Genomic DNA, 22101 nt, shown 5'->3' on the forward strand with positions numbered 1-22101 from the left:
GGGAGGCATCCATGACCAGCACCGTCGAGGTCCATCGACCTCTCCCCGTCACCGTCGCTGTCGTGCTCGTCTACGTCGGGGGGCTGGCGAACACGGCGCTGGGCGTCCTCGTCCTGCTCTCCCGGTACCAGGTGGATGCCGAAGAGGTGCTGCCCGTGTCGCTCGTGGGCGCCGCCACCATCTTGCTGGGCCTGCTCACCGTCGCCGGGGGCTCCTCGCTCGCCCGCGGCAGCCGCTTGGCGCGGAACCTCCTCACGGCGTACCTGTCGCTGCTCGTGATCCTGCAGGGGCTCGCTCTCGCCCTCACGGAACTCGAGCCGACGATCGTCATCGCGCTGCTGGCCGCGGTGGCGGTGCTCGCCGCGGTCTGGATCCCGCCGACGGCGCGGCGCTACTTCCGGCCCGACACCGTCCCGGTGACGGAGCCCTCACCGATGCTCTGAGCCGCGTCGGCGTCACGGCGAGCGGATGCCGGCATCCGGAGCATCCGCCGCACGAAGCGACGGTGCGCGAACCGCACGATCTCGATCGCGCCGACGGCCGCGATCACGACACCCGTCACGAGCCACGCGCCGGCTTCGCCCGGGTCCTGCAGCTGGAAGAACTGTCCCAGCGCCGGGATCGTGAAGATCGCTGTGAGCGCGATGAACATCGCTCCGATGACCAGCACTTTCACGCGCGTCACCGGGCGCGAGAGCACGGTCAACACCCAGATCGCGACGATCGCGAGAATGATCGTCGCGCCGGTACGCAGTTGCTCGACGCTGAGCCCGAGGGCCATCGCCGCGCGCGTGTACAGCGTCAGCGCGACGGCGATGACGAGACCGGCCGGGATCGCGAAGCTCAGCGACCGGCGGAGGAAACCCGGCACGTATCGCTGCGTGTTCGGAAGCAGCGCGAGGAAGAAGGCCGGGATGCCGATCGTCAGGCCGTCCGTGATCGACAGCTGGCGAGGCAGGAAGGGGAACTCCATGACGAGAGCCCCGAACAGCACCGCGAGGCCCGTCGCGTAGACGGTCTTCGTCAGGAACAGCATCGAGACCCGCTCGATGTTGGCGATGACCTGACGCCCCTCGGCGACCACCGAGGGCAGGTGCGAGAAGCGGCCGTCGAGCAGCACGAGGCGCGCGACCGCCTTGGTCGCCGCGGCGCCGGAGTTCATCGCGATGCCGATGTCGGCGGTCTTGATCGCGAGCGCGTCGTTGACGCCGTCGCCGGTCATGGCCACCACGTGTCCGCGGGCTTGCAGCGCCGAGACCATCCGCTTCTTCTGGTCGGGCGTCACGCGCCCGAAGACGGTGTGCTCCTCGAGGATGCGCCCCAGCTCGACATCGTCGTCGGGCAGGCCGCGTGCGTCGTAGCCCTCGTCGACGTCGAGTCCGACCTCGCGCGCGATCGCCGCGACCGTTCGGGGGTTGTCGCCCGAGATGACGCGCACGGCGACTCCCTGTGCACGGAAGTACGCGAGTGCCTCGGCGGCGTCCGGCCGCACGGCCTCGACGAAGGTCAGCACGGCGACCGCGATGGCGCCGGAGGGGAAGCGTTCGGCCGCGACATCGGCGTCGTCGAGCGCTGCGTCGGTGTGAGCCAGCACGAGGGTGCGACGCCCGGACGACGCCAGGCGGGTCACGGCCGCGCCGAGCTCGCTCGTGGCATCCGCGGCGGTGTCTCCGAACACCATCTCGGGCGCCCCGAGCACCCACGTCCCGGGCGCCGCGCCCTCGAACGAGACCGCGCTCCACTTACGGGCGGACGAGAACGGTATGCGCTGCGCCACCGTCAGCGGCGCCGCGACAGGAAAGGGCTCGCGCAGACACTGGGCGGTCGCGTTCGCGTCCTCCGCCGCGCCATACCAGGCGAGCGCGTCGCGCCACCCGCCGACCGTCTGCATCTCGAGGGCGGCGTCGAAGCGGATCTCGCCGGCGGTCAGGGTGCCTGTCTTGTCGAGGCAGATGACGTCGACGCGCGCGAGGCCCTCGACGGCCGGCAACTCGTTGACCAGCACCTTCTTGCCGGCCAGGCGGGCCGCGCCCACGGCGAAGGCGATGGACGTCATGAGCACGAGACCGAGCGGGATCATCGCCGTCAGCGCCGCAATCGTGTTCACGACGGCTTGCGACCACGTGCCCTGCTGCCACGCCTCGACCCATCCGCCGGCGACCATCATCTGGGCGTTCAGGACGAGGAGCCCGATCGGCCCGATGCCCCACCCCACCCACCGGAGCACGCGGTCTATCGAGGTCCGCAGCTCGCTCGAGACGAGCTGGAACCGCTTCGCCTCGGCCGCGAAGGCGTTGGCGTACGACTCCGCCCCGACGCGGGTGACCCGCGCCGTCCCCTCGCCCGCCACGACGATGGATCCCGACAGCGCCTCGTCGCCCGGCCTTTTGTCGACGGCATCCGACTCGCCCGTGAGCATCGACTCGTCGATCTGCAGCGCGCGCGTCTCGACGACCACGGCGTCGGCGGGCACCTGGTCGCCCGCGCGCAGCACGAGCAGGTCGTCGCGGACCACCTCGGCCGGGGCGATCTCGGCGTCGACGCCGTCGCGGCGCACGCGCGCACGGGGGGCGTTCAGCAGCGCGAGGCGGTCGAGCGCCGCCTTGGCGCGGAACTCCTGCACGCACCCGATGACCGCGTTCGAGAGAGAAGCGACGCCGAACAGCGCGTCTTGCCAGCGGCCGAGGACCAGCAACACCAAGAAGCACGCCGCGACGATCCCGTTGAACAGCGTGAAGACGTTGGCGCGCACGATGTTCCACGCCGACCGGCTGCTGTCGGCGGAGAACGCGTTGGTCTGGCCGGCGGCGACCCGCTCGGCGACCGCGGCGGCGGTGAGTCCTCGCGCGTCGCCGACGTCGACGGTCGCCTGCTCCATGCGTTCACTGTAGGGGCAGGGCCCGACATCGCGGGGGCGGATTCAGGATGCCGCGCGCCGCACCCTCTCGAACGGCCACCGCACGTGCGTCGCGGTCTCGCACGCGAGCCAGAGATCCGTACCGAGGGCGCCGTCGCGCGTCCGCCGCGCGGGAGTCGCCGGACGCGGGGTGCCGCGCACGACCTGCGCCGGCCCGTACATCGCACCGCCCTCGGCGAGCGGATCGGTCAGCGCGCGCACGAGAGCCCAGGCGCCCTCGTCCTTCGACTGTGTGAACGGCGCCTGCAGGTTGTCGACGAATCGCGTGAGGCGCGTAGGCTCGTTCACCCCGCGGATGCCACGAGTGCGGCCGCTCGTGGAGTACCCGGGGTGCGCGACGAGGCTCTCGACGGGCACGCTGTGCGCGCGCAGGCGGCGGTCCGCCTCGAGAGCGAGTGCCGTCGTGGCCGCCTTCGACTGCACATAGGCGCGCCAGGGCGTATACCCCTCGACGAGCTCCGGGTCGGTGGGAACGTGCTTCCAGAGCGAGGTGGACATGCTGCCCACCCACACCATGCGCCCGCGCGCGGTGGCCAGAGGCTTCAAGAGTTCGCCGCCGAGTGCGAAGTGCCCGAGCACGTTGGTGGCGAACACGCGCTCGTGCCCGCCCGCCAGCTCGCGCGTCTTGGGCGGGTGCACGATCCCGGCGTTCATGAGGAGGCCGTCGAGTCGACCCCGGGCGCGGACGGTCGCCGCGGCCGCCCGCACCGAGCCGAGGTTGCTCGTGTCGAGCAGGAGCGTCTCGATCGAGGCATCCGGATGCGTTCGACGCACGGCCGCCTTCGCCAGAACGAGCCGGTTCGGGTTGCGGCCCGTCAGCAGCACATGGGCACCCGCGCCGGCGAGCTGCTCGCATGAGAAGTAGCCGAGACCGCGGGTGGCCCCGGTCACGAGGTACGTGCGGCCCGAGAGGTCGGGAAGGTTCCGGGGGTCCCACTCGTCGCGCGCCACCCTTCGACCCTAACCAGATCCCTCGGCCCCGTCACGGGTGCATTCCGGATGCGGAATACCGATCTCGTGAACTTTTTCGCTCGGTCGTGTGACGAAGGCTCGTGTCGCTACGTCTGAGATGTGAGCACACCGGCTCCGCCGCGGCCATCACTCGGCGCGACGAACGTCATTTCAGGGAAGGAACCGATCATGGGTCTCGACGACAAGATCAAGAACGCCGCACAGGACATCGTGGGCAAGGCGAAGGAAGCGATCGGTAACGCCACCGACAACGACAAGCTCGCCGCCGAGGGCAAGGCCGACCAGGTCAAGGCCGACGCGAAGAAGGCGGGCGAGAACGTCAAGGACGCGTTCAACAAGTAACGCCTCGCCGTGAAGGGCCGCCGCGCTTCGCGCCGGCGGCCCTTTCCGCGTCCACCCCCTCGCCGTGTCGGACCCCGGCGATAGGCTGAGCCCATGCGAACCCGTGGCGACGTGGAGTGCTGGCTCACCGACATGGACGGCGTGCTCGTCCATGAAAACACCCCTGTGCCGGGTGCCTCCGAGCTGCTGGCGCAGTGGCGGGCAGAAGGAACCCCATTCCTCGTGCTCACCAACAATTCGATCTTCACCCCGCGCGATCTGAGCGCTCGCTTGCGCTCGTCGGGTCTCGTGGTGCCCGAGTCCTCGATCTGGACCTCGGCACTCGCGACGGCGGATTTCCTGCAGTCGCAGATGCCGGGCGGCTCCGCTTTCGTCATCGGCGAGGCGGGGCTCACCACCGCCCTCCACGAGGCCGGCTTCATCATGACCGAGACCTCGCCCGACTACGTCGTGGTCGGCGAGACGCGTAACTACTCGTTCGAGGCCATCACCAAGGCCATCCGCTTCATCCGCGACGGTGCCCGCTTCATCGCCACGAACCCGGATGCCACGGGCCCCTCCCACGAGGGCGTGCTGCCCGCGACAGGCGCGATCGCCGCCCTCATCACGAAGGCCACCGGCAAAGAGCCGTACATCGTGGGCAAGCCGAACCCGATGATGTTCCGCTCCGCCCTGAACCGCATCGGCGCGCACTCCGAGAACACCGGCATGATCGGCGACCGCATGGATACCGACATCGTGGCCGGCATCGAGGCGGGGCTGCACACGGTCCTCGTGATGACCGGCATCAGTGACCAGAACGAGATCGAGAAGTACCCGTTCCGGCCCGATGAGATCCTGGCATCCGTCGCCGATCTCGTCCGCGACGAGCCCATCGAAACCGACCTCGCCGACGGCGAAGAGGGTCTGAGCGAAGGCCTGTGACATGGGTGTGCTCGACGACGGGGTGAAGGTCGCGGCGATCGACGCCGTCGAGTGGAGCCTGTGGCTCGAAGAGAACCACACCGTGTCGAAGGGCGCGTGGCTGCTGCGCGGCCGCGGAGCCGAAGCGGGCCGCTACATCGAGTACGAGGATGCCATCTGCGAAGCGCTGCGCTTCGGGTGGATCGACGGCCCCGTTCGCGTGTTCGATGAACTCAGCTCGGGGCTGTGGTTCGCGCCGCGCAAGCCGAAGAGCGGGTGGGCGGCCACGAACAAGGCCCGCATCGCGCGGCTGGAGGCGGAAGATCGGCTGCGTCCCGCCGGCATCCGCGCGCTCGAGGTGGCCCGCGCCAACGGCGCATGGGAGCTGCTCGACGGACCCGAGGCGGGTATCGAGCCGCCCGAGCTCACTGCGGCGCTGAACGCCGTGCCCGCCGCGCGAGCGAACTGGGACACGTTCCCCCCGTCGAGCCGCAAGTTCGGACTCACGCAGATCGCGATGGCAGTGCGACCGGAGACGCGCGACTCGCGGATCGCGAAGATCGTCGCCGACGCCGCCCAGGGGAAACGCCCCGTCTGATCGGAGAGGATCGACCCGTGGACGATCGCACACTCTGGCTGGGAACGGCCTTCCTCATCACCGCCGGCACGCTCGTGGCGTTCATCGTGCAGTGGCGCCGCTCCCGGCGGGGCAACCGCCGCGACCCGTTCGACGGCCCGGGCGACGACGGCGACTGACGGCTGGCAGCGGCGGGGCGAGGCGCCGATGCACCATGGCGGTAGGGGCTCGGTATCCCGCGCCGGCACCGCACACCGGCCCCGCCGCACGCGCGGCAGGCGTGACGGATTACTGCGGCTGCAGGCCCAGGTCGTCGAGGTCGATGGAGGCCAGCCACTGCAGGCCCTCGGCCTCGATCGCGGCCTGCGCGCCGGTCTTGCGGTCGACGATCACGGCGACCGCGACGACTTCGGCGCCCTCGCGGCGCAGGGCCTCGACGGCCTTGAGCGCGGACTGACCGGTGGTCGAGGTGTCCTCGACGACCACGACGCGCTGGCCCGCGACATCCGCGCCCTCGACCTGGCGGCCGCGGCCGTGGTCCTTGGGCTCCTTGCGCACGACGAACGCGTCGAGCGGGCGACCGGCGTGCACCGACTCGTGCATCACCGCGTTGGCGATCGGGTCGGCGCCGAGGGTGAGCCCACCGACGGCGACGACGCCGTCGAGGTCCTTCACGAGGTCGAGCACGAGGCGGCCGATCGCGGGGGCGGCGCGGTGGTCGAGCGTGAGCTTGCGCATGTCGACGTAGTACGTCGCCTTCTTGCCGCTCGAAAGGGTGAAGTCGCCGTGGAACACCGCCTCGGCGTTGATGAGGCCGATGAGGGCCTGACGGTCGGCTTCGAGCTCGGGCGTGGAGGCGGCAGTCACGGCGACGATTCTATTTGCCTCCATGGACAACATCTGCCGTGATCAGAGCAGATCAGCCTCCTCCGCCACGTCAGGCCCGGGCGCACGCAAGAGCATGTCCCCGGCCGAAAGTAGGCTGGATGCCATGCGCTTGGCCACCTGGAACGTCAACTCCGTCCGCGCCCGCGTCGCCCGCACCGTCGAGTTCGCCGTGCGCGAGCACATCGACGTTCTGGCGATGCAGGAGATCAAGTGCAAGACGGAGCAGTTCCCGTACGCCGCGTTCGAAGAGGCCGGGTACCACGTCGTCGCCCACGGTCTGAACCAGTGGAACGGCGTCGCGATCGCGAGCCGTGAGCCGATCGAGGACGTCGAGATCGGCTTTCCCGGAATGCCCGGGTTCGAGAAGGGCAAAGAGGGTCCTGACCTTCCGAAAGAGGCGCGCGCGATCGGCGCGACGATCGACGGTGTGCGGGTGTGGAGCCTGTACGTGCCGAACGGCCGCGGGCTCGACGACCCGCATTATCGCTACAAGCTCGACTGGCTCGAAGCCCTGCGCCGCCACACCGAGGACACTCTCGCAGCAGACCCGGGCCTGCCCCTGGCCCTCACCGGCGACTTCAACATCGCGCCGACGGATGCCGACAACGGCGATCCCACGGTGATCGAGGGCGTGACCACCCACGTCTCGCCGCCCGAGCGCGCCGCGTTCGCGGCGTTCGAATCCGCGGGGCTCACCGACGTCGTGCGTCCGCTCATCCCCACCGGCTACACGTACTGGGACTACAAGCAGCTGCGCTTCCCCCGCAACGAGGGGCTGCGGATCGACTTCATCCTCGGCTCCCCGGCGTTCGCCGACGCGGTGCAGGGCGCCGAGATCCACCGTAACGAGCGCAAGGGCGAGGCCCCCAGCGACCACGTGCCCGTCGTCGCCGACCTCGACCTCTCGCGGAACGAGGACGACGACGATCTGCCGATGATCTTCGGCTGACGGCATCCTCAGAACTATTCTCGTCGCCCTGTCGATTCCGGTGAGTGCCGTTCGACGCGATAGTAGGGGCAGGCATTCGCTCCCCGAAGGCGCTCGACCGAGCACACGACGAGAAGAGTTCACGATGAAGTACATGCTGATCATGCGCGGCACGGACGAAGCGTACGCGGCCTACAAGAAGATCCCCTTCGAGCAGATCATCAACGACATGGGCGCGTACAACGAGTCCATGATCAACGCGGGTGTCCTCGTCGCCGGCGACGGCCTCGCGGAAGACATGAGCCAGAACTTCGTCGTCGAGTTCGGGGGCGAGGAGCCCGTCGTCACCGACGGCCCCTACGGGGAGACGCACGAGCTCTTCAACGGGTTCTGGATCATTGAGGTGTCCAACCGCGATGAGGCCATCGAGTGGGCCCGACGGGCGCCGCTCATCGCCGGCAACAAGCTCGAGGTGCGCCGCGTCACCGACGAGACCGATTTCGCCGCCTTCGCCGACAACGAGTACATCCAGAAGGAAGAGGGCTGGCGCGAGGAACTCTCCGGGCGGTGAGCCCCGACACCGACCTCTCGCGCCGCGTCGCGGCGATCTGGCGCATCGAGGGTGCGCGGATCGTCGCGGCGCTGGCGCGTGTGGTCGGCAACCTCGGTACGGCCGAAGACCTCGCGCAGGACGCCCTCGTCGAGGCCGTCGAGCAATGGGAACGAGACGGCGTGCCGCGAAACCCCGGGGCGTGGCTCACGGCGGTCGCGAAGCGCCGCGCGATCGACGGGTGGCGGCGCGAGCAGCGCCTCGGCGAGAAGTACCGCCTCCTCGCCGCCGATCTCGACGAGGTGGCCGACGACGTCTGGGAGCCCATCGACGACGACGTCCTGCGCCTCGTCTTCGCCGCTTGTCATCCGGTGCTCTCGCGCGAAGCGCAGGTGGCGCTGACGCTGAAGGTGGTGGGCGGGCTCGACACCGATGCCATCGCGCGCCTCTTCCTCGTGCCCCTGCCGACAATGCAGCAGCGGATCGTCCGGGCGAAGAAGGCGCTGAGCGCGGCGCGCGTGCCGTTCGCCGTGCCCGAGCCCGCGGAGTGGCCCGCGCGGCGCACCGCGGTACTGACCGTCGTGTACCTCATCTTCACCGAGGGCTATGTCGCGAGCACCGGCGACGCGGTCCTGCGCACCGAGCTCGCTCATGAGGCCCTGCGGCTCGGGCGCGTTCTCTGCGGGCTGCTCCCCCACGAGCCCGAGGTGCTCGCCCTCTCGGCCCTCATGGAGCTGCAGGCCTCCCGCTTCGCGGCCCGCGTCGATGCGAACGGGGATGCCGTGCTCCTGGCCGACCAGGATCGGCGGCGCTGGGATCGCTCGGCGATCGCTCGCGGCTCCCTGCTTCTGGACCGGGCTGATGCCCTCGGCCGCGGACGGGGTCCTTATGCGCTGCAAGCGGCGATCGCCCTGTGCCACGCCCGGGCGGAGAGTGTGGATGCGACGGACTGGGATCGCATCGTCCTGCTGTACGAGATGCTCGGGCGCCTCAGCCCGAGCCCCGTGGTGGACCTGAATCGTGCCGTGGCGGTGTCGATGGCATCCGGTCCCGCCGAGGCTCTCTCGATCGTCGACGCCCTCGCGGAGAACGGCGCGCTCCGCGGATCCCACTTGCTCCCGTCCGTGCGCGGCGAGCTGCTCGCGCGCTCCGGGCGCACCGAGGAGGCGCGGGCACATCTGCGCGAGGCCGCCGCTCTCACCAGCAATGCCCGGGAGGCCGCCCTCCTGCGACGAAAGGCCGACGCCCTCGGCGCGTGAGTCGCGCGATCCTCGGCGCGGCGCGGCCGGCGGGGCACCAGGCGAACGGCATCCCGCCTCATCTCCGTCCCGCGGGGGAGGTGGAGGCGCTGATGGCCTTCGTACGCTTCCGGGGAGAGGAGCGAACTCCATGACATCCCCGAACGAGGATCAGCGGGACTCCACGGCGGTCTGGTACTTCATCGCGGCGGTCTTCCTCCTGACTCTTCCGAACCTGCTCTTCGCCGACCTGCACGTCGGCTTCCGCATCGCGATCGCTCTCGTGGGCATCGGCGTCCTGTCCGTCGGATTCGTGCGCTTCCGGCACGAGGTCGCGGAGCGGCGTGACCCTCCCGATCAGGGAATCCCGCCTCGCGGGGACGACTGATCGCCGACGTCGCTCGCACGAGAGCCGACGCCATCGTGCGCCCGGCGGGCCCGGACGCACGACGGCGGGGCCGGGGAACGCCCCGACCCCGCCTCGTGCGAAACCTCAGGCCGCGGGAACCTCCGCGGGAGCGGTGCGCTTCACCAGGGTCACGAGTGCCTCGATGATCGAGCGGAGGAACGCCGCGGTGCCCTCGTCGTTGACGGTGCCGTCCTCGTCGAAGAGGCCCGGCGTCGACTGGATGTAGCCCTCGGGCTGACCGAGCACGAGAGCGTTGTAGTGCAGGAGGACCGAGCGCAGGTGCTGCTGGCCGGCGGCGGTGGCGATGCCACCCTGGGACGTGCCGATGACCGCGGTGGGCTTGTCGTTGAATGACGCCTCGCCGTAGGGGCGCGCCGACCAGTCCAGCGCGTTCTTCAGCACGCCCGGGATCGAACGGCTGTACTCCGGGGTGACGATGAAGACCGCGTCGGCATCCTCGATCGCGTTCTTGAAGTCCGTCGCGACCTGAGGGAAGTTCTCGTCGTAGTCGGGCGAGTAGAACGGGAGGTCCTTGATCGGGATCTCCTTGAGCGTCACGCCCTCGGGCGCGACCTTCTCGAGCGCCTTCGCCAGGCGACGGTTGATCGAGGTGCTGGAGATGCTTCCGACGATGTAGCCGATCGTGTATTCGGTCACGATGATCCTTCCTGTGGTGCCGGGGGCGCGGGGGCGCCCGGGTGCATTCATGTGCAAGCTTTTCGTTCCGCGGCCCATTCCCCGCGGGGGTTGACTCCGTCTCGAGGGGGATGCCGAGCAGGCGGAGCCCCCATAACGTGGAGGGATGCCGAATCTCACCCGCGCGCAGTGGCGCAGCGACATCGTGCTCGCGGCGGTGCTGTTCGTGGGCGGGCTGCTCAGCGCGGTGCTGTCGGCCGTCGCGGGACTCTACGGGGATCAGCAGGCCGAGTTCGTCCTCGCGGTCGTCTACGTCGCCGTGCTGTCCGTCCCGCTCGCGTTCCGGCGACGGTGGCCGTCCATCGTGGCCGTGATCGTCTCGGCGGCGTACTTCTTCGCCGTGACCCTGCGGGTCCCCGAGGTGTACGCGGGCAACATCGCGATGTTCATCGCGATCTACACGGTCGGCGCGTGGTCGACGAACCGTCGCCGGGCCACGATCGTGCGGGTGGCCATCATCCTGGGGATGTTCGCCTGGTTGTTCGTCGTGATGTTCCAGGACGCCACGATGCCGGTGGACCAGGTGCCCGAGGGCTTCCCGTCCCGCACCGGCGCATTCTCGCCCTTCGTCGCCTCACAGCTGCTCGGGCTGGGGATCAACGCGCTGTTCTTCGGCGGCGCCTACTTCTTCGGTGAGCGCTCATACCAGCAGCGCCTTCAACGCACAGCGCTCGAGGAACGCACCGCCGAGCTCGAGGCCGAGCGCGAGATCACGGCCGCCCAAGCGGTGGCGCTGGACCGGGTGCGGATCGCGCGCGAACTCCACGACGTCGTCGCGCACCACGTCTCGCTCATGGGCGTGCAGGCGGGTGTCGCCCGCTCGGTGATGGACCGCGACGCCGAGAAATCCCGCGAGGTGCTGAGCGGCATCGAAGAATCGGCGCGGACATCGCTGCGCGAGCTCCGCCAGCTGCTCGAGACGTTGCGGACACCGGATGCCAGTCACGGAAGCGAGCCGAGCACCGACACCGCTCCGACGACCCACGGGCTGGCATCCATCCCCGCGCTCGTCGCGGAGACGTCGGCGGCGGGACTCCCGACGACGTTCGCCGTCATCGGGGAGCCGGTGGCCGAGCCGTCCCCGGTCGTGCAGGTCAACCTGTTCCGTATCGCCCAGGAGGCGCTCACGAACGCCCGCCGGCACGCGGGGCCGGATGCGACGGCCGACGTGCGCGTCCGCTACGAGGGCACGACCGTCGAACTCGAGGTGACAAACACGGGTCGCCGCGGCTCCGGTGCCCCCGGTCTCGGCCAGCGCGGTATGCGGGAACGCGCCGCCGTGTCGGGCGGCAGCATCGAGATGGGCCCGCGCACCCGCGGCGGGTATCTCGTGCGGGTCCGGGTGCCGCTGGTCGACGCGGAGGTCCAGCATGCCTGAGCTGCGCGTGCTGCTCGTCGACGACCACGCGATGATGCGGGCGGGGTTCCGCACGATCCTTTCGCTCGAGGACGACATCGAGGTCGTCGGCGAAGCGGGGACGGGCGTCGAGGCGATCGCGGCCGCTGCGGCGCTACGACCCGACGTGATCTGCATGGACGTCCAGATGCCCGACATGGACGGGCTCGAGGCCACCCGGCGTATCGTCGCCGATCCCGCCTCTGCCGCCGCCGTCCTCATCGTCACGACCTTCGACCGCGACGATTACCTGTTCGACGCTCTCGCGGCCGGAGCCAGCGGCTTCCTGTTGAAGAACGCCGGGCCCGAAGAGCTCGTGGGCGCGGTCCGCGTGGTGGGCGCGGGCGATGCCCTGCTCGCACCGGAAGTCACGCGCCGCGTCATCGCGCGGTTCGCGGGACAGGGCGGCGGTGCGCCCGCCCGCGAGCCCTCGACCCCGCCGGCCGAGGGGCTCGTCCTCGCCGAACCCCTGACCGAGCGCGAAGCCGAGGTGCTCAAGCTCGTCGCCGAGGCACTGAGCAACGCCGAGATCGCGGCGCGCCTGTTCATCGGTGAGGCCACGGTCAAGACGCACGTGTCGAACCTGCTGCAAAAGCTCGGCGCACGCGACCGGGTCCAGGCCGTGGTGCTGGCGCACCGCCACGGCCTGGCCTGACCGCACCGCGCGACCGCGGCGGGCCCGGACTCCCCCTCAGGGAGGAGGGGCGCAACCCGCCCCGGGACGGATGCCGCGTCGTGTCGGCCTCCGTAGCGTGGAGTCCATCACCAGAAAGGGGTGGACCGTGCTCGAACTGAACGGCATCACCAAGAGCTACGGCGGACGCCGCGTGCTCGACGACGTGAGCTTCACCGTGGCCCCGGGGCGGCTGACCGGCTTCGTCGGCGGCAACGGCGCGGGCAAGACCACGACCATGCGGATCGCGCTCGGCGTTCTGGGCAAGGATGCCGGCACCGTTTCCATCGACGGGGCCGAGCTCACCGCCTCCGACCGACGCCGCTTCGGCTACATGCCGGAGGAGCGCGGCCTCTACCCGAAGATGAAGGTGGCCGAGCACATCGCCTACCTCGCGCGTCTGCACGGGTTCGGCAAGGCCGAGGCCACCGCCAAGGCCACCGCGCTCCTGGAGCGTCTCGGCCTCGGCGAGCGCCTCGGCGACCTGGTCGAGACGCTGTCGCTCGGTAACCAGCAGCGGGCCCAGATCGCCGCCTCGCTCGTGCACGAGCCGGACGTGCTGATCTTGGACGAGCCCTTCTCGGGACTCGACCCCCTCGCCGTCGACGTCGTGGCGGGCGTGCTGCAGGAGAAAGCGGCAACCGGCACGGCGGTGTTGTTCTCGTCGCACCAGCTCGACGTCGTCGAGCGGCTGTGCGACGACCTGGTCATCATCGCGGCGGGCACGATCCGCGCGGCGGGGAGCCGCGAGGCCCTCCGCGCGCAGCACGCGACCCACCGCTACGAGCTCGTCTCGGGCGGGGACGCGGGGTGGCTGCGCGACCGGCCGGGGGTCACGGTCATGGACTTCGACGGTGGGTACGCCGTCTTCGACGCCGCCGACGACGCTGCGGCGCAGGCGGTCTTGCGCGAGGCGGTGGCCCGCGGCGACGTCGCGAGCTTCGCGCCGCAGCGACCGAGCCTCGCCGACATCTTCAAGGAGGTCATCCAGTGAGCACCACAGCGACGTCGCAGGGAACGACCCGCGGTACCCCCAGCGAGCTCAAGAGCGTGTGGCTCGTCGCCGAGCGCGAGATCGGCTCGAAGCTGCGCAGCAAGGTCTTCGTGATCTCGACGGCGATCCTCGTCGTCGCCGCCCTCGCGTCGGTATTGTGGGGCGGTTTCGCCGCGCGCGACGCCGGGGGCAGTGGCATCCCCGTCGCCGTGACGAACCAGACGCAGCCGGCTCTGTCGGGGCTGGCCGGAGTCGACGCGACGGTGGCTGACTCGGACGACACCGCCCGCGCGCTCGTCGAGGACGGGACGGTGGATGCCGCCCTGGTGTCCGGGTCGACCAACCCGGCGTTCGACTACACCGTCGTGGTCAAGGACGGGGTGCCCGCCGCGCTTCTCCAGCTGCTCAGCGAGACCCCGGAGGTCGAGACGATCGACCCCGGCGCGGGTGCCGCGGATGCGCTCCGCTACCTCATCGCGCTCGGCTTCGGCATCGTGTTCTTGATCGCGGCGAGCACCTTCGGCGGCACCATCGCTCAGAGCGTCGTCGAGGAGAAGCAGACGCGGGTCGTGGAGATCCTGATCTCGGCGATTCCAGTGCGGGCCCTGCTGGCCGGAAAGGTCTTGGGGAACACGATCCTCGCGATGGCCCAGATCGTTCTGCTCGCGGCGGTGGCGGTGATCGGGTTGGCGGTCACCGACCAGGTCGGGGTGCTCAGCGCCCTCGGCGCCCCGATCGCGTGGTTCGCGATCTTCTTCCTCTTCGGGTTCATCCTGCTGGCGTCGCTGTTCGCCGCCGCGGCCGCGATGGTGTCGCGCCAGGAGGACATCGGCGCCACGACCACCCCGATCACGATGCTGGTGATGGCGCCGTACTTCCTCGTGATCTTCTTCAACGACAACCCCGTCGTGCTGACGATCATGTCGTACGTGCCGTTCTCGGCACCGGTGGGGATGCCGCTGCGGATGTACCTCGGTGACGCCCAGTGGTGGGAGCCGGTGCTCTCGCTGCTGATCCTCATCGCCTCGTGCATCGCGGCGATCGCGATCGCCGCCCGCATCTACCAGAACTCCCTGCTGCGCATGGGGGCCCGCGTCAAGCTGGCAGAGGCGCTGCGGGGCTGACCGGCTCGGGCCCGGTCACCGGCGGGATGGATGCCACGGCTTCTGGCATCCATCCCGCTTTCCGTCACTCCTCGAGGACGGCGAGGACGTTCCCCGCGGGGTCGCGGAACCAGGCGATCAGCGGGCCGCCCTCGCGCATGATTCCGCGCGAGTCGGTGGGGAAGTCGGCGTCGTCGTAGATCTTCGTCTCGACGCCGCGCGCGTGGAGGTCGTCGACGGCGGCCTCGACGTCTGCCACGGGGAAGTTCAGCACCGTGAACGTGGCCGGGACGTGATGCGGTTTGCCATAGACGAGCACGCTCCCCCCGGATGCCAGATGGAGTCGGAGGAAACCGGACCCCTCGAGCACCTCCACGCGCAGGCCGAGGGTATCGGCGTAGAAGCGGTGGGCGGCGTCGAGGTCGTCGACGGCGAAGCCGGAGAAGGCCCCCTCGGAGTGGAACATGGTCGTGCCCTTTCCCTAGTTCGGCCTCACATAGGCCGTGACGCTCTCGGACAGTCGGATCGGGGTGCCCGCGACGGTGTCGTCGGCCGGGTCGTCGATGGCGACGGTGAGCTTTTCGTCCACGCCGAAGACCGCCGCGCCGGGCTGTGCGCCGCTGGCGCACCCCGCCGACCAAGGCCGATTGTCGCTGGAGGTGAAGACCGCGACGCAGCGACCGTCGCCGTCGTCGGGCAGGGCGAGGTAGATACGGAAATCGCGGATCGTGGCGATGTAGCGGATGCTCGCCGGGTCGATGCCGCTGTCCGAAAGGATGTCGCCGGAGATCACGTCCTCCGCGGTCTGGACGAAGGCGAGTTCGGGCAGGTCGGCCGCGGACGAGTCCGCCGATACCGGAGCGTTCGCCAGCCCGTACCCGGTCGCGACGCCGAGACCGACCAGGGCGACCGCGGCGAGGGCCGTGAGGATGCCGCGGAGGACGGGGCGGGAGGTGGAGCGAGGCGGCTCGTCGGCTCCTGACGCGTCGGTCTCGGGGTACCGCGGCTCGGCCCCACCGGCGAGAGGGGGCTCGTTGACTCGGGTCGCCGTGCGGGCGCGGTCCTCGAGCGCGCCCAGCCGCGCGATGTCGTCGGGCGTGGGTGCACTCCCCCGCCCGCCGTACACGCGCTCGCGCAACCGTGCGAGCTCGACGTCGTCGTCGCTCATGCGACGACTCTAGGCGCGTGTCGGACCTCGCGGCGTGCGCTCAGCGATCTGCAGCGGCTCAGTGGCATCCGCCGAAACCCACTGACTTTGCGCAGATCACGGAGCTTGTGCAGCGCCAGCCGGGGCCGCCTGCGCCGCGGCACACCAGCGGCCGCCCCGTCAGTCGCTGACGTACGCCGTCACCGACTCCGAAAGCCGCACGGGCGTGCCGCGGACCGACATGCGCGACGTGTCGCCGAGCGCGATATTCAGGTTCCTGTCGACGCCGAACACCGCACCGTCGTCGAACGGTCCCCCGGTCGTGCATCCCGCCGACCACGGCTGGTCGTTCACGACGATGAGGGTCACCACACAGACGCCCCCTCCCCGTTCCCGCTGAGCCAGGAAGACGCGGAAGCCGCGCATCACGGCGATGTACCGGGTGCTCGTGGGGTCGATGTTGCTGTCGTCGATGATGCTGACCGGGATCACGTCGTCGTCCGTCTGCGGGAAACGCAACTCCGGATATGGCGCCCCGGAGGTCGGTGACGGCGTGGGCGAGGCTCCGACGAACGCGGGCATGCCGACGCCGGCGGCGTACCCCGCCCCCAGCAGCACTCCCGCCGCGGTGAGTGCCGCGATGACTGCGAGCGCGCGGTGGGGGTGGGCCCTGGCATCCGTCTGGCCGTCCTCGACGGGCTGCGGCAGATCCGTCGGGACGGTGGGCGGAGCGGACGCTCCGGATCGGGGCTGCGTCTCGGGAGTCGGAGCCGGCGAGCGCCGGGCGCGGATCCCCTCTTCGAGGGCGGCCAGCCGGGAGATCTCCTCCGCCGTCGCCGGGGTGTCATTGTCGCCGTACACGCGCTCGCGCAGGCGGGTCAGCTCGACGTCATCGTCGCTCATGCCCCGACTCTAGAACCGTGGCGACCCGGGTGGGGCGGTTGTCAGGAAGCCGTCGCCCCCAGGGCGTCCGCCGCGCCGACCAGCGCGAGATGCGACAGCGCCTGCGGGGTGTTGCCGGCTTGCCGCTTGCCTCGCGGGTCGTACTCCTCGGACAGCAGGCCGACGTCATTCGCCACAGCGGTCAACCGGCGCATCAGGGCGACGGCGTCGTCGCGGCGGCCCGTGTGCGCGTACTGGCCGACGAGCCAGAACGAGCATGCCAGGAACGGGTACTCGTCGCCCGCGAGACCGTCGACGCCGGTCGTGCGGTACCGCAGCAGCCAGCCATCGGGCATGAGGGTCTGCTCCATGCGCTCCACGGTGGCGAGCATCCGCGGATCGTCGTACGCGCAGAACCCCACCTGCGGGAGGATCAGCAGCGAGGCGTCGACCTCGTCCGTGTCGGCGTGCTGCGTGAACCACCCGCCGACGTGCACCCCGTGCGCGTCGATGTCGGCCCGCACGCGGTCGCGCATCTCCCGCCACGTGTCGACCTCGCCGTCCAACCCGTTCTGCTCGACGGCCCGGATGCCACGATCGAACGCCGCCCACACCATCGCGCGCGAGTGGGTGAAGAAGTGCGGGTCGCCACGCATCTCCCAGATGCCGTTGTCGGGGCGGTCGAACCACTGCGTGAGCTGGTCGAGCAGCGCCCGCTGCAGCGCCCACGAGAACGACGTCTCCTCCACGCCCGCGTCGCGCGCGGCCTCGAGCGCGACCATGACCTCACCGATGACATCGGCCTGGTACTGGTTGACCGCGCCGTTGCCGATGCGCACCGGCTGGGCACCGTCGTACCCGGGGAGGCTCGTGATCTCGCGCTCGGGAAGGTCGCGCTCCCCCGCGACGCCGTACATGATCTGCACATCGGCGGGGTCGCCGGCGATCGCGCGCAGCAGCCACGTCCGCCACCGGTGCGCCGCGTCGAGGTACCCGTGGTCGATGTACGCGCTCAGGGTGAGGGCGGCGTCGCGGAGCCACACGTAGCGGTAGTCCCAGTTGCGTTCGCCTCCGAACGACTCGGGGAGCGACGTCGTGGCCGCGGCGACGATGCCCCCGGTCTCGGCGTGCGTCAGCGCCCGCAGAACGAGGAGCGAGCGGGTGACGAGCTCGGCGTGCTCGCCCGCCGCCTGCACGCGCCGCGCCCACGCGGCCCACCATTCGACGGTGTGTTTGAGCGTGGCATCCACGTCGATCGGGGCGGGCGCCGGACGCCACGACGGCCCCCACGACAGCACCGAGTCCACGCTCTCCCCCGCCACGGTCGTCCACAGCGCGCGGTGCGCGGTGTCGACGGCGATCAGGCGCGGACCGCGCAGGATCACGGCATCCGGGCCCGCCACGGCGAGGATCGCGTGCTCGTGACCCTGACCGACCTGACGGACCCACGGCACCGCGCGGGCGTAGTCGAACCGGAACCGGACCTCGCTGACGAAGTCCACCTCGCCGGAGATCCCGACCACGCGCCGGACGAGCGCCTCGATCCCCTCGTCGATCGGCATCGCGTCGTGCACCTCGGCGACGCCGGTCGACGTCTCCCAGCGCGTGACGAGCACGAACGTGTCGTCGTCGTAGCGGCGGGTGACCGTGGCATCCGGGTCGGTCGGACGCAGCGACCACGCCCCGTGCGACTCGTCGCCCAGCAGCGCGCCGAACATCGATGCACTGTCGTACCGGGGCAGGCACAACCAGTCGACACTGCCGTCCCGGGAGACGAGGGCGGCGGATCGACAGTTGCTGAGGACGGCGTAGTCCTCGATCGCGGTACTCACCCTCGTGATTGTGGCAGGGATGCCGGCTTCACGGCCGAGCATCTCGCTAGCGGCATCCGTGTGCCCGCTGCAAGCGACCGTGAGTGTCGCAGGGGAGCGCTACGGTGGCCCCATGCCTGCGGACACCACCCTCATCATCCTGGGCGCTTCGGGCGACCTCACCTCGCGCCTCCTGCTGCCCGCCCTCGGGCAGCTGCTCACGCGCGAGCCGAACCGCTCGCTGCGGTTGCACGGCGCAGGCATGGAGGACTGGACCGACGACCACTGGCGTGACGTCGTGCGCGCGTCGTTCGCGACGATGGGCGCGGAGGGAGCCTTCGACAAGGTCGCCGACACCACCTACACCCGGGCCGACATCACGAAGGCGGCCGACCTGCAGGCGCTCCTGGATGCCGCGGAGGGCCGGCCCGCGCTGTACTTCGCCGTCCCGCCGGCAGTCGCCGAGAAGGCCTGTGTGGCGCTCGGCGACGTCACGATCCCCACGGGCACGATCCTGGCGCTCGAGAAGCCCTTCGGCACCGACGAGGCGAGCGCCCACGCCCTCAACGTGCAGGTCGCGCAACACGTGCCCGAGAACCAGGTGTTCCGCATCGACCACTTCCTCGGCCGGTCGACGGTGCTGAACCTCCTCGGCGTGCGCTTCGCCAATCGCCTCGTCGAGAGCGTGTGGTCGGCCGACGACATCGCCGCGATCACGGTGGACTACCCCGAGAAGCTCGGGCTCGAGGGACGCGCGGGCTACTACGACCAGGCGGGCGCCCTGGTCGACATGATCCAGAGCCACCTGCTGCAGGTCATGGCCTTCGTCACGATGGAGCCGCCGGCCTCGCTCGACCAGCTCGACCTCCGGGATGCCACCGCCGCGGTGCTGCGCGCCACCCACGTGTGGGACGACGACCCCGTGAAGAACTCTCGCCGCGCGCGCTACACCGAGGGCACGATCGGCGATCGGCACTTCCCGTCGTACGTCGACGAGCCCGGGGTCGACCCGTCGCGCCAGACCGAGACGCTCGCCGAGATGACGGTCGAGGTGCGCACGGCCCGCTGGCAGGGAGTCCCGATCGTCCTGCGTTCGGGTAAAGCTCTGGGGCCGGATGCCGGTGACCCGGCGGTGACCGTCACGTTCAAGCCCGTGCGGCATCTGCCCCACGGCTTCGTCGGCGAGAGCGACCCCTCGGTGCTGACGTTCTCGCTCGGCCCCGACACGATGAGCCTCGGACTGAACGTCAACGGCGCCGACGACCCGCTCGAACTCGAGCGCGTGACGCTCGCGGCCGACCTCGGCGAGGGCGGCATGAAGGCCTATGGCGAGGTGCTCTCCGGCATCCTGGACGGCGATGCGATGCTCGCCGTCCGTGGTGACGCCGCCGAGCAGTGCTGGCGGATCGTCCAGCCGGTGATCGACGCGTGGCGTGCCGACGAGGTGCCGCTCGACAGCTACCCCGCGGGGACCGCGGGGCCGGCGGACTGGAGTCTGTGACGGGCGGGAGTCTGTGACGGGCGGGAGTCTGTGACGGGCGGGAGTCTGTGACGGGCGGGAGTCTGTGACGGGCGGGAGTCTGTGACGGCGACTTTCTCCGTCACACGGGAACACCGGGGTCCGTAAGCGCGTTCGATGGACTGGGTCAACGGCGCCCCGGCATCGTTCTTACCCCCAGGAGTACCCCATGTCACACGTTCTCGACCGCACCGCTCAGACCGACGTCCCGATCCTCGACGTCCTGGCCGAGCGCTGGAGCACCCGCGTCTTCGACGCCGAGACCCCCATCGACGAAGAGGCACTGCGCGCCGCCCTCGAGGCAGCCCGCTGGTCGCCGTCCGCCAACAACACGCAGCCGTGGCGCTTCCTGCTCGCCCGCCGCGGAACCGATGCGCACGCGCACGTCGTCGACGCGCTCGTCGGCTTCAACCAGGGCTGGGCTCCGACGGCGGGTGCGCTGCTGGTCGTCTTGGCCGAGACCGTCGACGCCGAGGGCAACGCCCGCCCGTGGGCGACCTACGACGCGGGTCAGTCCGCCGCGTTCTTCACCGTCGAGGCCCACGCCCGCGGCCTCGCCACCCACACCATGGGCGGCTTCTCGGGCGATGCCCTGCGTACCGCGTTCGACATCGACCCGCGCTTCACGCCCGTGACCGTGATCGCGGTGGGCGCCTTCGGCGATCCCGCCGCCGCAGACGAGGCCGTCCGGGCCCGCGAGTCCGCTCCCCGCACCCGCCGCCCGATCGCCGAGTCGCTGCTCCTCGACGCCTGACGCCCCTGCGGTCTGAGGCATCCATCCGCCCCCGCGCCCCGTCGCGCGCGTCCCGCGCCCAGGTCACAGGATCTCGCCGAGATCACTCGCTTTTCGCCGAAACGTCCGGTGATCTCGGCGAGGTCATAGGATCTCGCGGTTGACCGGCACCCCACCGGCCCAACGCGACGATGACCTCGCGCAACGCCTCGCCCCGCTCGGTCAGGGCGTAGGCGCGGGTGTTGTGCTTGAGAGGGAGCCGTCGCAGGACCCCCGCCTCCTCGAGTTCGCGCAGCCGCACCGCGAGGATGTTCGTGCCGACGCCGAGGTCGCGCTGCAGGTCGCCGTAGCGCTGAGGACCGTCGAGCAGCCGCGCCACGATGAGCAGCGCCCAGCGCGCACCAACGACGTCGAGGGCCGCGGCGAGATCGCTCACTCGGCCGCTTCGGCGTCCGGCTTCATCCAGAACGGTGAGTAGTGGTAGCCGTCGGGGTCGTCGAACTGGCGCTGGTACATGAAGGGGTAGTCGTCGGTGTCGCCTATGCGACCGCCCGCCGCGCCCGCGCGCTCGACGAGCTCGTCGACGGCCTCGCGGCTGCCGAGGTCGAACGACACCGTGATCTTCGACGGGGTGTCGGGCCCGCCGATCAGGTCTTCGGTGCCGCCGACGGCGGCGTACATCTCCCGCGAGCCGAGCATGACGTACTGCTCGGGCGCGATGGCGAAGCACGACACGTTGTGGTCGGACATCTGCTCGTTCAGCGTCCAGCCGAGGGCGGTGTAGAACGCGGTCGCCCGTTCGACGGACTCGACCGGGCACGTGAGGAAGAGGCTCATGGCCGTGATACTTCCAAAAGTGAAGTACGCCGTCAAGACCCCGTCAGCGCTCGACCAGCACGCCGTCCGCGTCCGCCCACACCTTCCGTCCCGGAGTGAAGACGACCCCCGCGATCGTGACGGGCACATCGACCTCGCCGACGCCGTCCTTCGCGCTCTTGCGCGGATTGGAGCCGAGGGCCTTCACGCCCAAGGGCAGGGATGCCATGGCCGCGCGGTCGCGTATCGCGCCGTGCACGATGACCCCGGCCCACCCGTTCTCGACCGCGGACGCCGCGATCAGGTCGCCGACCAGCGCGGACTCGAGCGATCCTCCGCCATCGACGACGAGCACGGCCCCCTCGCCGGGCGTCGCGAGCACCCGCTTCACGAGGGCGTTGTCGCGGTGACAGCGCACTGTGCGGATGGGGCCGTCGAAGGCCACGCGGCCCCCGAGGTCGAGCAGTTGCAGGGAGAGCGAGTCCAGTTCGTCGCCGCGCTCGTCGTAGAGGTCGGCCGTCGCGATCGTCATGCGGCCAGGGTAGCGACGCACCCCACGACGGCACGAAGAAGGGGATGCCACGCACCCGGCGCGGCATCCCCTCTC

26 protein-coding genes are annotated in these 22101 nt (G+C 70.5%); 15 read left to right on the forward strand and 11 right to left on the reverse strand.

Features of this window, described 5'->3' with window-relative positions; genetic code table 11:
- Window positions 1-11 precede the first annotated feature (11 nt).
- A complete protein-coding gene (locus AC3WLZ_RS15730; protein ID WP_412925847.1) occupies window positions 12-443 on the forward strand; it encodes a hypothetical protein in 432 nt (143 codons plus the stop codon).
- On the opposite strand, the gene AC3WLZ_RS15735 is transcribed toward AC3WLZ_RS15730, so the two are convergent.
- Together AC3WLZ_RS15735 and AC3WLZ_RS15740 are read right to left on the reverse strand one after the other, a co-directional pair.
- The gene (locus tag AC3WLZ_RS15735; RefSeq protein ID WP_492470690.1) at window positions 392-2878 is read right to left on the reverse strand and encodes an HAD-IC family P-type ATPase; all 2487 of its coding nucleotides are present in this window, start codon (window positions 2876-2878) and stop codon (window positions 392-394) included. The genes AC3WLZ_RS15730 and AC3WLZ_RS15735 overlap by 52 nt on opposite strands.
- A 42-nt stretch (window positions 2879-2920) precedes the next feature.
- The gene (locus tag AC3WLZ_RS15740) at window positions 2921-3868 is read right to left on the reverse strand and encodes an SDR family NAD(P)-dependent oxidoreductase (RefSeq protein WP_492470691.1); all 948 of its coding nucleotides are present in this window, start codon (window positions 3866-3868) and stop codon (window positions 2921-2923) included.
- 189 nt (window positions 3869-4057) lie between these two features.
- Here AC3WLZ_RS15740 and AC3WLZ_RS15745 point away from each other — a divergent pair, with 189 nt between their 5' ends.
- From AC3WLZ_RS15745 to AC3WLZ_RS15760, 4 genes are all read left to right on the forward strand, one after another.
- Complete coding sequence (locus tag AC3WLZ_RS15745; RefSeq protein ID WP_412925850.1) at window positions 4058-4231, forward strand: CsbD family protein; 174 nt, start codon at window positions 4058-4060, stop codon at window positions 4229-4231.
- A gap of 93 nt (window positions 4232-4324) precedes the next feature.
- Window positions 4325-5155, forward strand: a complete 831-nt coding sequence (locus tag AC3WLZ_RS15750) for an HAD-IIA family hydrolase (RefSeq protein WP_412925851.1) — start codon at window positions 4325-4327, stop codon at window positions 5153-5155.
- Window position 5156: 1 nt separating this feature from the next.
- The gene (locus tag AC3WLZ_RS15755) at window positions 5157-5732 is read left to right on the forward strand and encodes a YdeI/OmpD-associated family protein (RefSeq protein ID WP_492470693.1); all 576 of its coding nucleotides are present in this window, start codon (window positions 5157-5159) and stop codon (window positions 5730-5732) included.
- A 17-nt stretch (window positions 5733-5749) separates the two neighbouring features.
- On the forward strand, window positions 5750-5890 hold the full coding sequence (locus AC3WLZ_RS15760; protein WP_492470694.1) for a hypothetical protein: 141 nt from the start codon (window positions 5750-5752) through the stop codon (window positions 5888-5890).
- Between the two features lie 109 nt (window positions 5891-5999).
- Here AC3WLZ_RS15760 and pyrE read toward each other — a convergent pair whose 3' ends face one another.
- Window positions 6000-6578, reverse strand: coding sequence for an orotate phosphoribosyltransferase (gene pyrE, locus AC3WLZ_RS15765; protein WP_492470695.1), 579 nt, complete (start codon window positions 6576-6578; stop codon window positions 6000-6002).
- A 124-nt stretch (window positions 6579-6702) separates the two neighbouring features.
- Between pyrE and AC3WLZ_RS15770 the strand changes: the two genes are divergently transcribed.
- The 4 genes from AC3WLZ_RS15770 (at window position 6703) to AC3WLZ_RS15785 (ending at window position 9703) form a co-directional block, all read left to right on the forward strand.
- Entirely contained in the window at window positions 6703-7548 is an 846-nt protein-coding gene (locus AC3WLZ_RS15770) for an exodeoxyribonuclease III (RefSeq protein WP_492470696.1), read from the forward strand.
- A gap of 124 nt (window positions 7549-7672) precedes the next feature.
- Window positions 7673-8098, forward strand: coding sequence for a YciI family protein (locus tag AC3WLZ_RS15775; protein WP_492470697.1), 426 nt, complete (start codon window positions 7673-7675; stop codon window positions 8096-8098).
- Complete coding sequence (locus tag AC3WLZ_RS15780) at window positions 8095-9336, forward strand: RNA polymerase sigma factor (protein WP_492470698.1); 1242 nt, start codon at window positions 8095-8097, stop codon at window positions 9334-9336. The genes AC3WLZ_RS15775 and AC3WLZ_RS15780 overlap by 4 nt, the downstream gene beginning before the upstream one ends.
- A gap of 130 nt (window positions 9337-9466) precedes the next feature.
- Window positions 9467-9703: a hypothetical protein gene (locus tag AC3WLZ_RS15785; RefSeq protein ID WP_492470700.1), complete on the forward strand. Its 237-nt coding sequence runs from the start codon at window positions 9467-9469 to the stop codon at window positions 9701-9703.
- 105 nt (window positions 9704-9808) lie between these two features.
- On the opposite strand, the gene AC3WLZ_RS15790 is transcribed toward AC3WLZ_RS15785, so the two are convergent.
- Window positions 9809-10381 carry an NADPH-dependent FMN reductase gene (locus AC3WLZ_RS15790; RefSeq protein WP_492470701.1) on the reverse strand — a complete coding sequence of 191 codons (573 nt, stop codon included), beginning with the start codon at window positions 10379-10381 and terminating at the stop codon, window positions 9809-9811.
- A gap of 145 nt (window positions 10382-10526) precedes the next feature.
- Between AC3WLZ_RS15790 and AC3WLZ_RS15795 the strand changes: the two genes are divergently transcribed.
- The 4 genes from AC3WLZ_RS15795 to AC3WLZ_RS15810 all read left to right on the forward strand — a co-directional run bounded on the left by AC3WLZ_RS15795 (window position 10527) and on the right by AC3WLZ_RS15810 (window position 14607).
- Window positions 10527-11798 carry a sensor histidine kinase gene (locus tag AC3WLZ_RS15795; protein WP_492470702.1) on the forward strand — a complete coding sequence of 424 codons (1272 nt, stop codon included), beginning with the start codon at window positions 10527-10529 and terminating at the stop codon, window positions 11796-11798.
- Window positions 11791-12471, forward strand: a complete 681-nt coding sequence (locus AC3WLZ_RS15800) for a response regulator (protein ID WP_492470703.1) — start codon at window positions 11791-11793, stop codon at window positions 12469-12471. The genes AC3WLZ_RS15795 and AC3WLZ_RS15800 overlap by 8 nt, the downstream gene beginning before the upstream one ends.
- A gap of 127 nt (window positions 12472-12598) precedes the next feature.
- The gene (locus AC3WLZ_RS15805; protein WP_412925860.1) at window positions 12599-13483 is read left to right on the forward strand and encodes an ABC transporter ATP-binding protein; all 885 of its coding nucleotides are present in this window, start codon (window positions 12599-12601) and stop codon (window positions 13481-13483) included.
- On the forward strand, window positions 13480-14607 hold the full coding sequence (locus tag AC3WLZ_RS15810) for an ABC transporter permease (RefSeq protein WP_412925861.1): 1128 nt from the start codon (window positions 13480-13482) through the stop codon (window positions 14605-14607). Before AC3WLZ_RS15805 ends, AC3WLZ_RS15810 begins: the two co-directional genes overlap by 4 nt.
- Window positions 14608-14671: 64 nt before the next feature.
- On the opposite strand, the gene AC3WLZ_RS15815 is transcribed toward AC3WLZ_RS15810, so the two are convergent.
- The 4 genes from AC3WLZ_RS15815 to AC3WLZ_RS15830 form a co-directional block, all read right to left on the reverse strand.
- Window positions 14672-15052, reverse strand: a complete 381-nt coding sequence (locus tag AC3WLZ_RS15815; RefSeq protein ID WP_412925862.1) for a VOC family protein — start codon at window positions 15050-15052, stop codon at window positions 14672-14674.
- 15 nt (window positions 15053-15067) lie between these two features.
- On the reverse strand, window positions 15068-15754 hold the full coding sequence (locus tag AC3WLZ_RS15820) for a hypothetical protein (protein ID WP_492470704.1): 687 nt from the start codon (window positions 15752-15754) through the stop codon (window positions 15068-15070).
- 159 nt (window positions 15755-15913) lie between these two features.
- On the reverse strand, window positions 15914-16636 hold the full coding sequence (locus AC3WLZ_RS15825) for a hypothetical protein (protein WP_492470705.1): 723 nt from the start codon (window positions 16634-16636) through the stop codon (window positions 15914-15916).
- A gap of 41 nt (window positions 16637-16677) precedes the next feature.
- On the reverse strand, window positions 16678-18447 hold the full coding sequence (locus AC3WLZ_RS15830; RefSeq protein ID WP_492470706.1) for a glycoside hydrolase family 15 protein: 1770 nt from the start codon (window positions 18445-18447) through the stop codon (window positions 16678-16680).
- 112 nt (window positions 18448-18559) lie between these two features.
- Here AC3WLZ_RS15830 and AC3WLZ_RS15835 point away from each other — a divergent pair, with 112 nt between their 5' ends.
- Both AC3WLZ_RS15835 and AC3WLZ_RS15840 read left to right on the forward strand, forming a co-directional pair.
- Complete coding sequence (locus tag AC3WLZ_RS15835) at window positions 18560-19927, forward strand: glucose-6-phosphate dehydrogenase (RefSeq protein WP_492470707.1); 1368 nt, start codon at window positions 18560-18562, stop codon at window positions 19925-19927.
- Between the two features lie 187 nt (window positions 19928-20114).
- The gene (locus tag AC3WLZ_RS15840) at window positions 20115-20699 is read left to right on the forward strand and encodes a nitroreductase family protein (RefSeq protein WP_412925867.1); all 585 of its coding nucleotides are present in this window, start codon (window positions 20115-20117) and stop codon (window positions 20697-20699) included.
- Window positions 20700-20781: 82 nt separating this feature from the next.
- Here the strand turns inward: AC3WLZ_RS15840 and AC3WLZ_RS15845 are convergent, their stop codons facing one another.
- The 3 genes from AC3WLZ_RS15845 to rraA are packed head-to-tail and all read right to left on the reverse strand — an operon-like array spanning window position 20782 to window position 22026.
- Window positions 20782-21114, reverse strand: a complete 333-nt coding sequence (locus AC3WLZ_RS15845) for a winged helix-turn-helix transcriptional regulator (RefSeq protein ID WP_492470708.1) — start codon at window positions 21112-21114, stop codon at window positions 20782-20784.
- Complete coding sequence (locus AC3WLZ_RS15850) at window positions 21111-21515, reverse strand: VOC family protein (RefSeq protein WP_412925869.1); 405 nt, start codon at window positions 21513-21515, stop codon at window positions 21111-21113. Before AC3WLZ_RS15850 ends, AC3WLZ_RS15845 begins: the two co-directional genes overlap by 4 nt.
- Before the next feature lie 43 nt (window positions 21516-21558).
- Window positions 21559-22026, reverse strand: a complete 468-nt coding sequence (gene rraA / locus AC3WLZ_RS15855; protein WP_492470710.1) for a ribonuclease E activity regulator RraA — start codon at window positions 22024-22026, stop codon at window positions 21559-21561.
- Between the last annotated feature and the right edge of the window lie 75 nt (window positions 22027-22101).

It is taken from the genome of Microbacterium sp. FW305-3-2-15-F-LB2 (assembly GCF_058787255.1).

What these genes read in the sequence shown, in the direction of transcription:
- AC3WLZ_RS15785 (WP_492470700.1), top strand. Translation starts at nt 9,467, where the DNA reads ATGACATCCCCGAACGAGGATCAGCGGGACTCCACGGCGGTCTGGTAC.
- AC3WLZ_RS15750 (WP_412925851.1), top strand. Translation starts at nt 4,325, where the DNA reads ATGCGAACCCGTGGCGACGTGGAGTGCTGGCTCACCGACATGGACGGC.
- AC3WLZ_RS15850 (WP_412925869.1), bottom strand. Translation starts at nt 21,515, where the DNA reads ATGAGCCTCTTCCTCACGTGCCCGGTCGAGTCCGTCGAACGGGCGACC.
- AC3WLZ_RS15835 (WP_492470707.1), top strand. Translation starts at nt 18,560, where the DNA reads ATGCCTGCGGACACCACCCTCATCATCCTGGGCGCTTCGGGCGACCTC.
- AC3WLZ_RS15815 (WP_412925862.1), bottom strand. Translation starts at nt 15,052, where the DNA reads ATGTTCCACTCCGAGGGGGCCTTCTCCGGCTTCGCCGTCGACGACCTC.
- AC3WLZ_RS15825 (WP_492470705.1), bottom strand. Translation starts at nt 16,636, where the DNA reads ATGAGCGACGATGACGTCGAGCTGACCCGCCTGCGCGAGCGCGTGTAC.
- AC3WLZ_RS15730 (WP_412925847.1), top strand. Translation starts at nt 12, where the DNA reads ATGACCAGCACCGTCGAGGTCCATCGACCTCTCCCCGTCACCGTCGCT.
- AC3WLZ_RS15840 (WP_412925867.1), top strand. Translation starts at nt 20,115, where the DNA reads ATGTCACACGTTCTCGACCGCACCGCTCAGACCGACGTCCCGATCCTC.
- AC3WLZ_RS15770 (WP_492470696.1), top strand. Translation starts at nt 6,703, where the DNA reads ATGCGCTTGGCCACCTGGAACGTCAACTCCGTCCGCGCCCGCGTCGCC.
- AC3WLZ_RS15795 (WP_492470702.1), top strand. Translation starts at nt 10,527, where the DNA reads ATGCCGAATCTCACCCGCGCGCAGTGGCGCAGCGACATCGTGCTCGCG.
- AC3WLZ_RS15735 (WP_492470690.1), bottom strand. Translation starts at nt 2,878, where the DNA reads ATGGAGCAGGCGACCGTCGACGTCGGCGACGCGCGAGGACTCACCGCC.
- AC3WLZ_RS15745 (WP_412925850.1), top strand. Translation starts at nt 4,058, where the DNA reads ATGGGTCTCGACGACAAGATCAAGAACGCCGCACAGGACATCGTGGGC.
- AC3WLZ_RS15755 (WP_492470693.1), top strand. Translation starts at nt 5,157, where the DNA reads ATGGGTGTGCTCGACGACGGGGTGAAGGTCGCGGCGATCGACGCCGTC.
- rraA (WP_492470710.1), bottom strand. Translation starts at nt 22,026, where the DNA reads ATGACGATCGCGACGGCCGACCTCTACGACGAGCGCGGCGACGAACTG.
- AC3WLZ_RS15820 (WP_492470704.1), bottom strand. Translation starts at nt 15,754, where the DNA reads ATGAGCGACGACGACGTCGAGCTCGCACGGTTGCGCGAGCGCGTGTAC.
- AC3WLZ_RS15800 (WP_492470703.1), top strand. Translation starts at nt 11,791, where the DNA reads ATGCCTGAGCTGCGCGTGCTGCTCGTCGACGACCACGCGATGATGCGG.
- AC3WLZ_RS15775 (WP_492470697.1), top strand. Translation starts at nt 7,673, where the DNA reads ATGAAGTACATGCTGATCATGCGCGGCACGGACGAAGCGTACGCGGCC.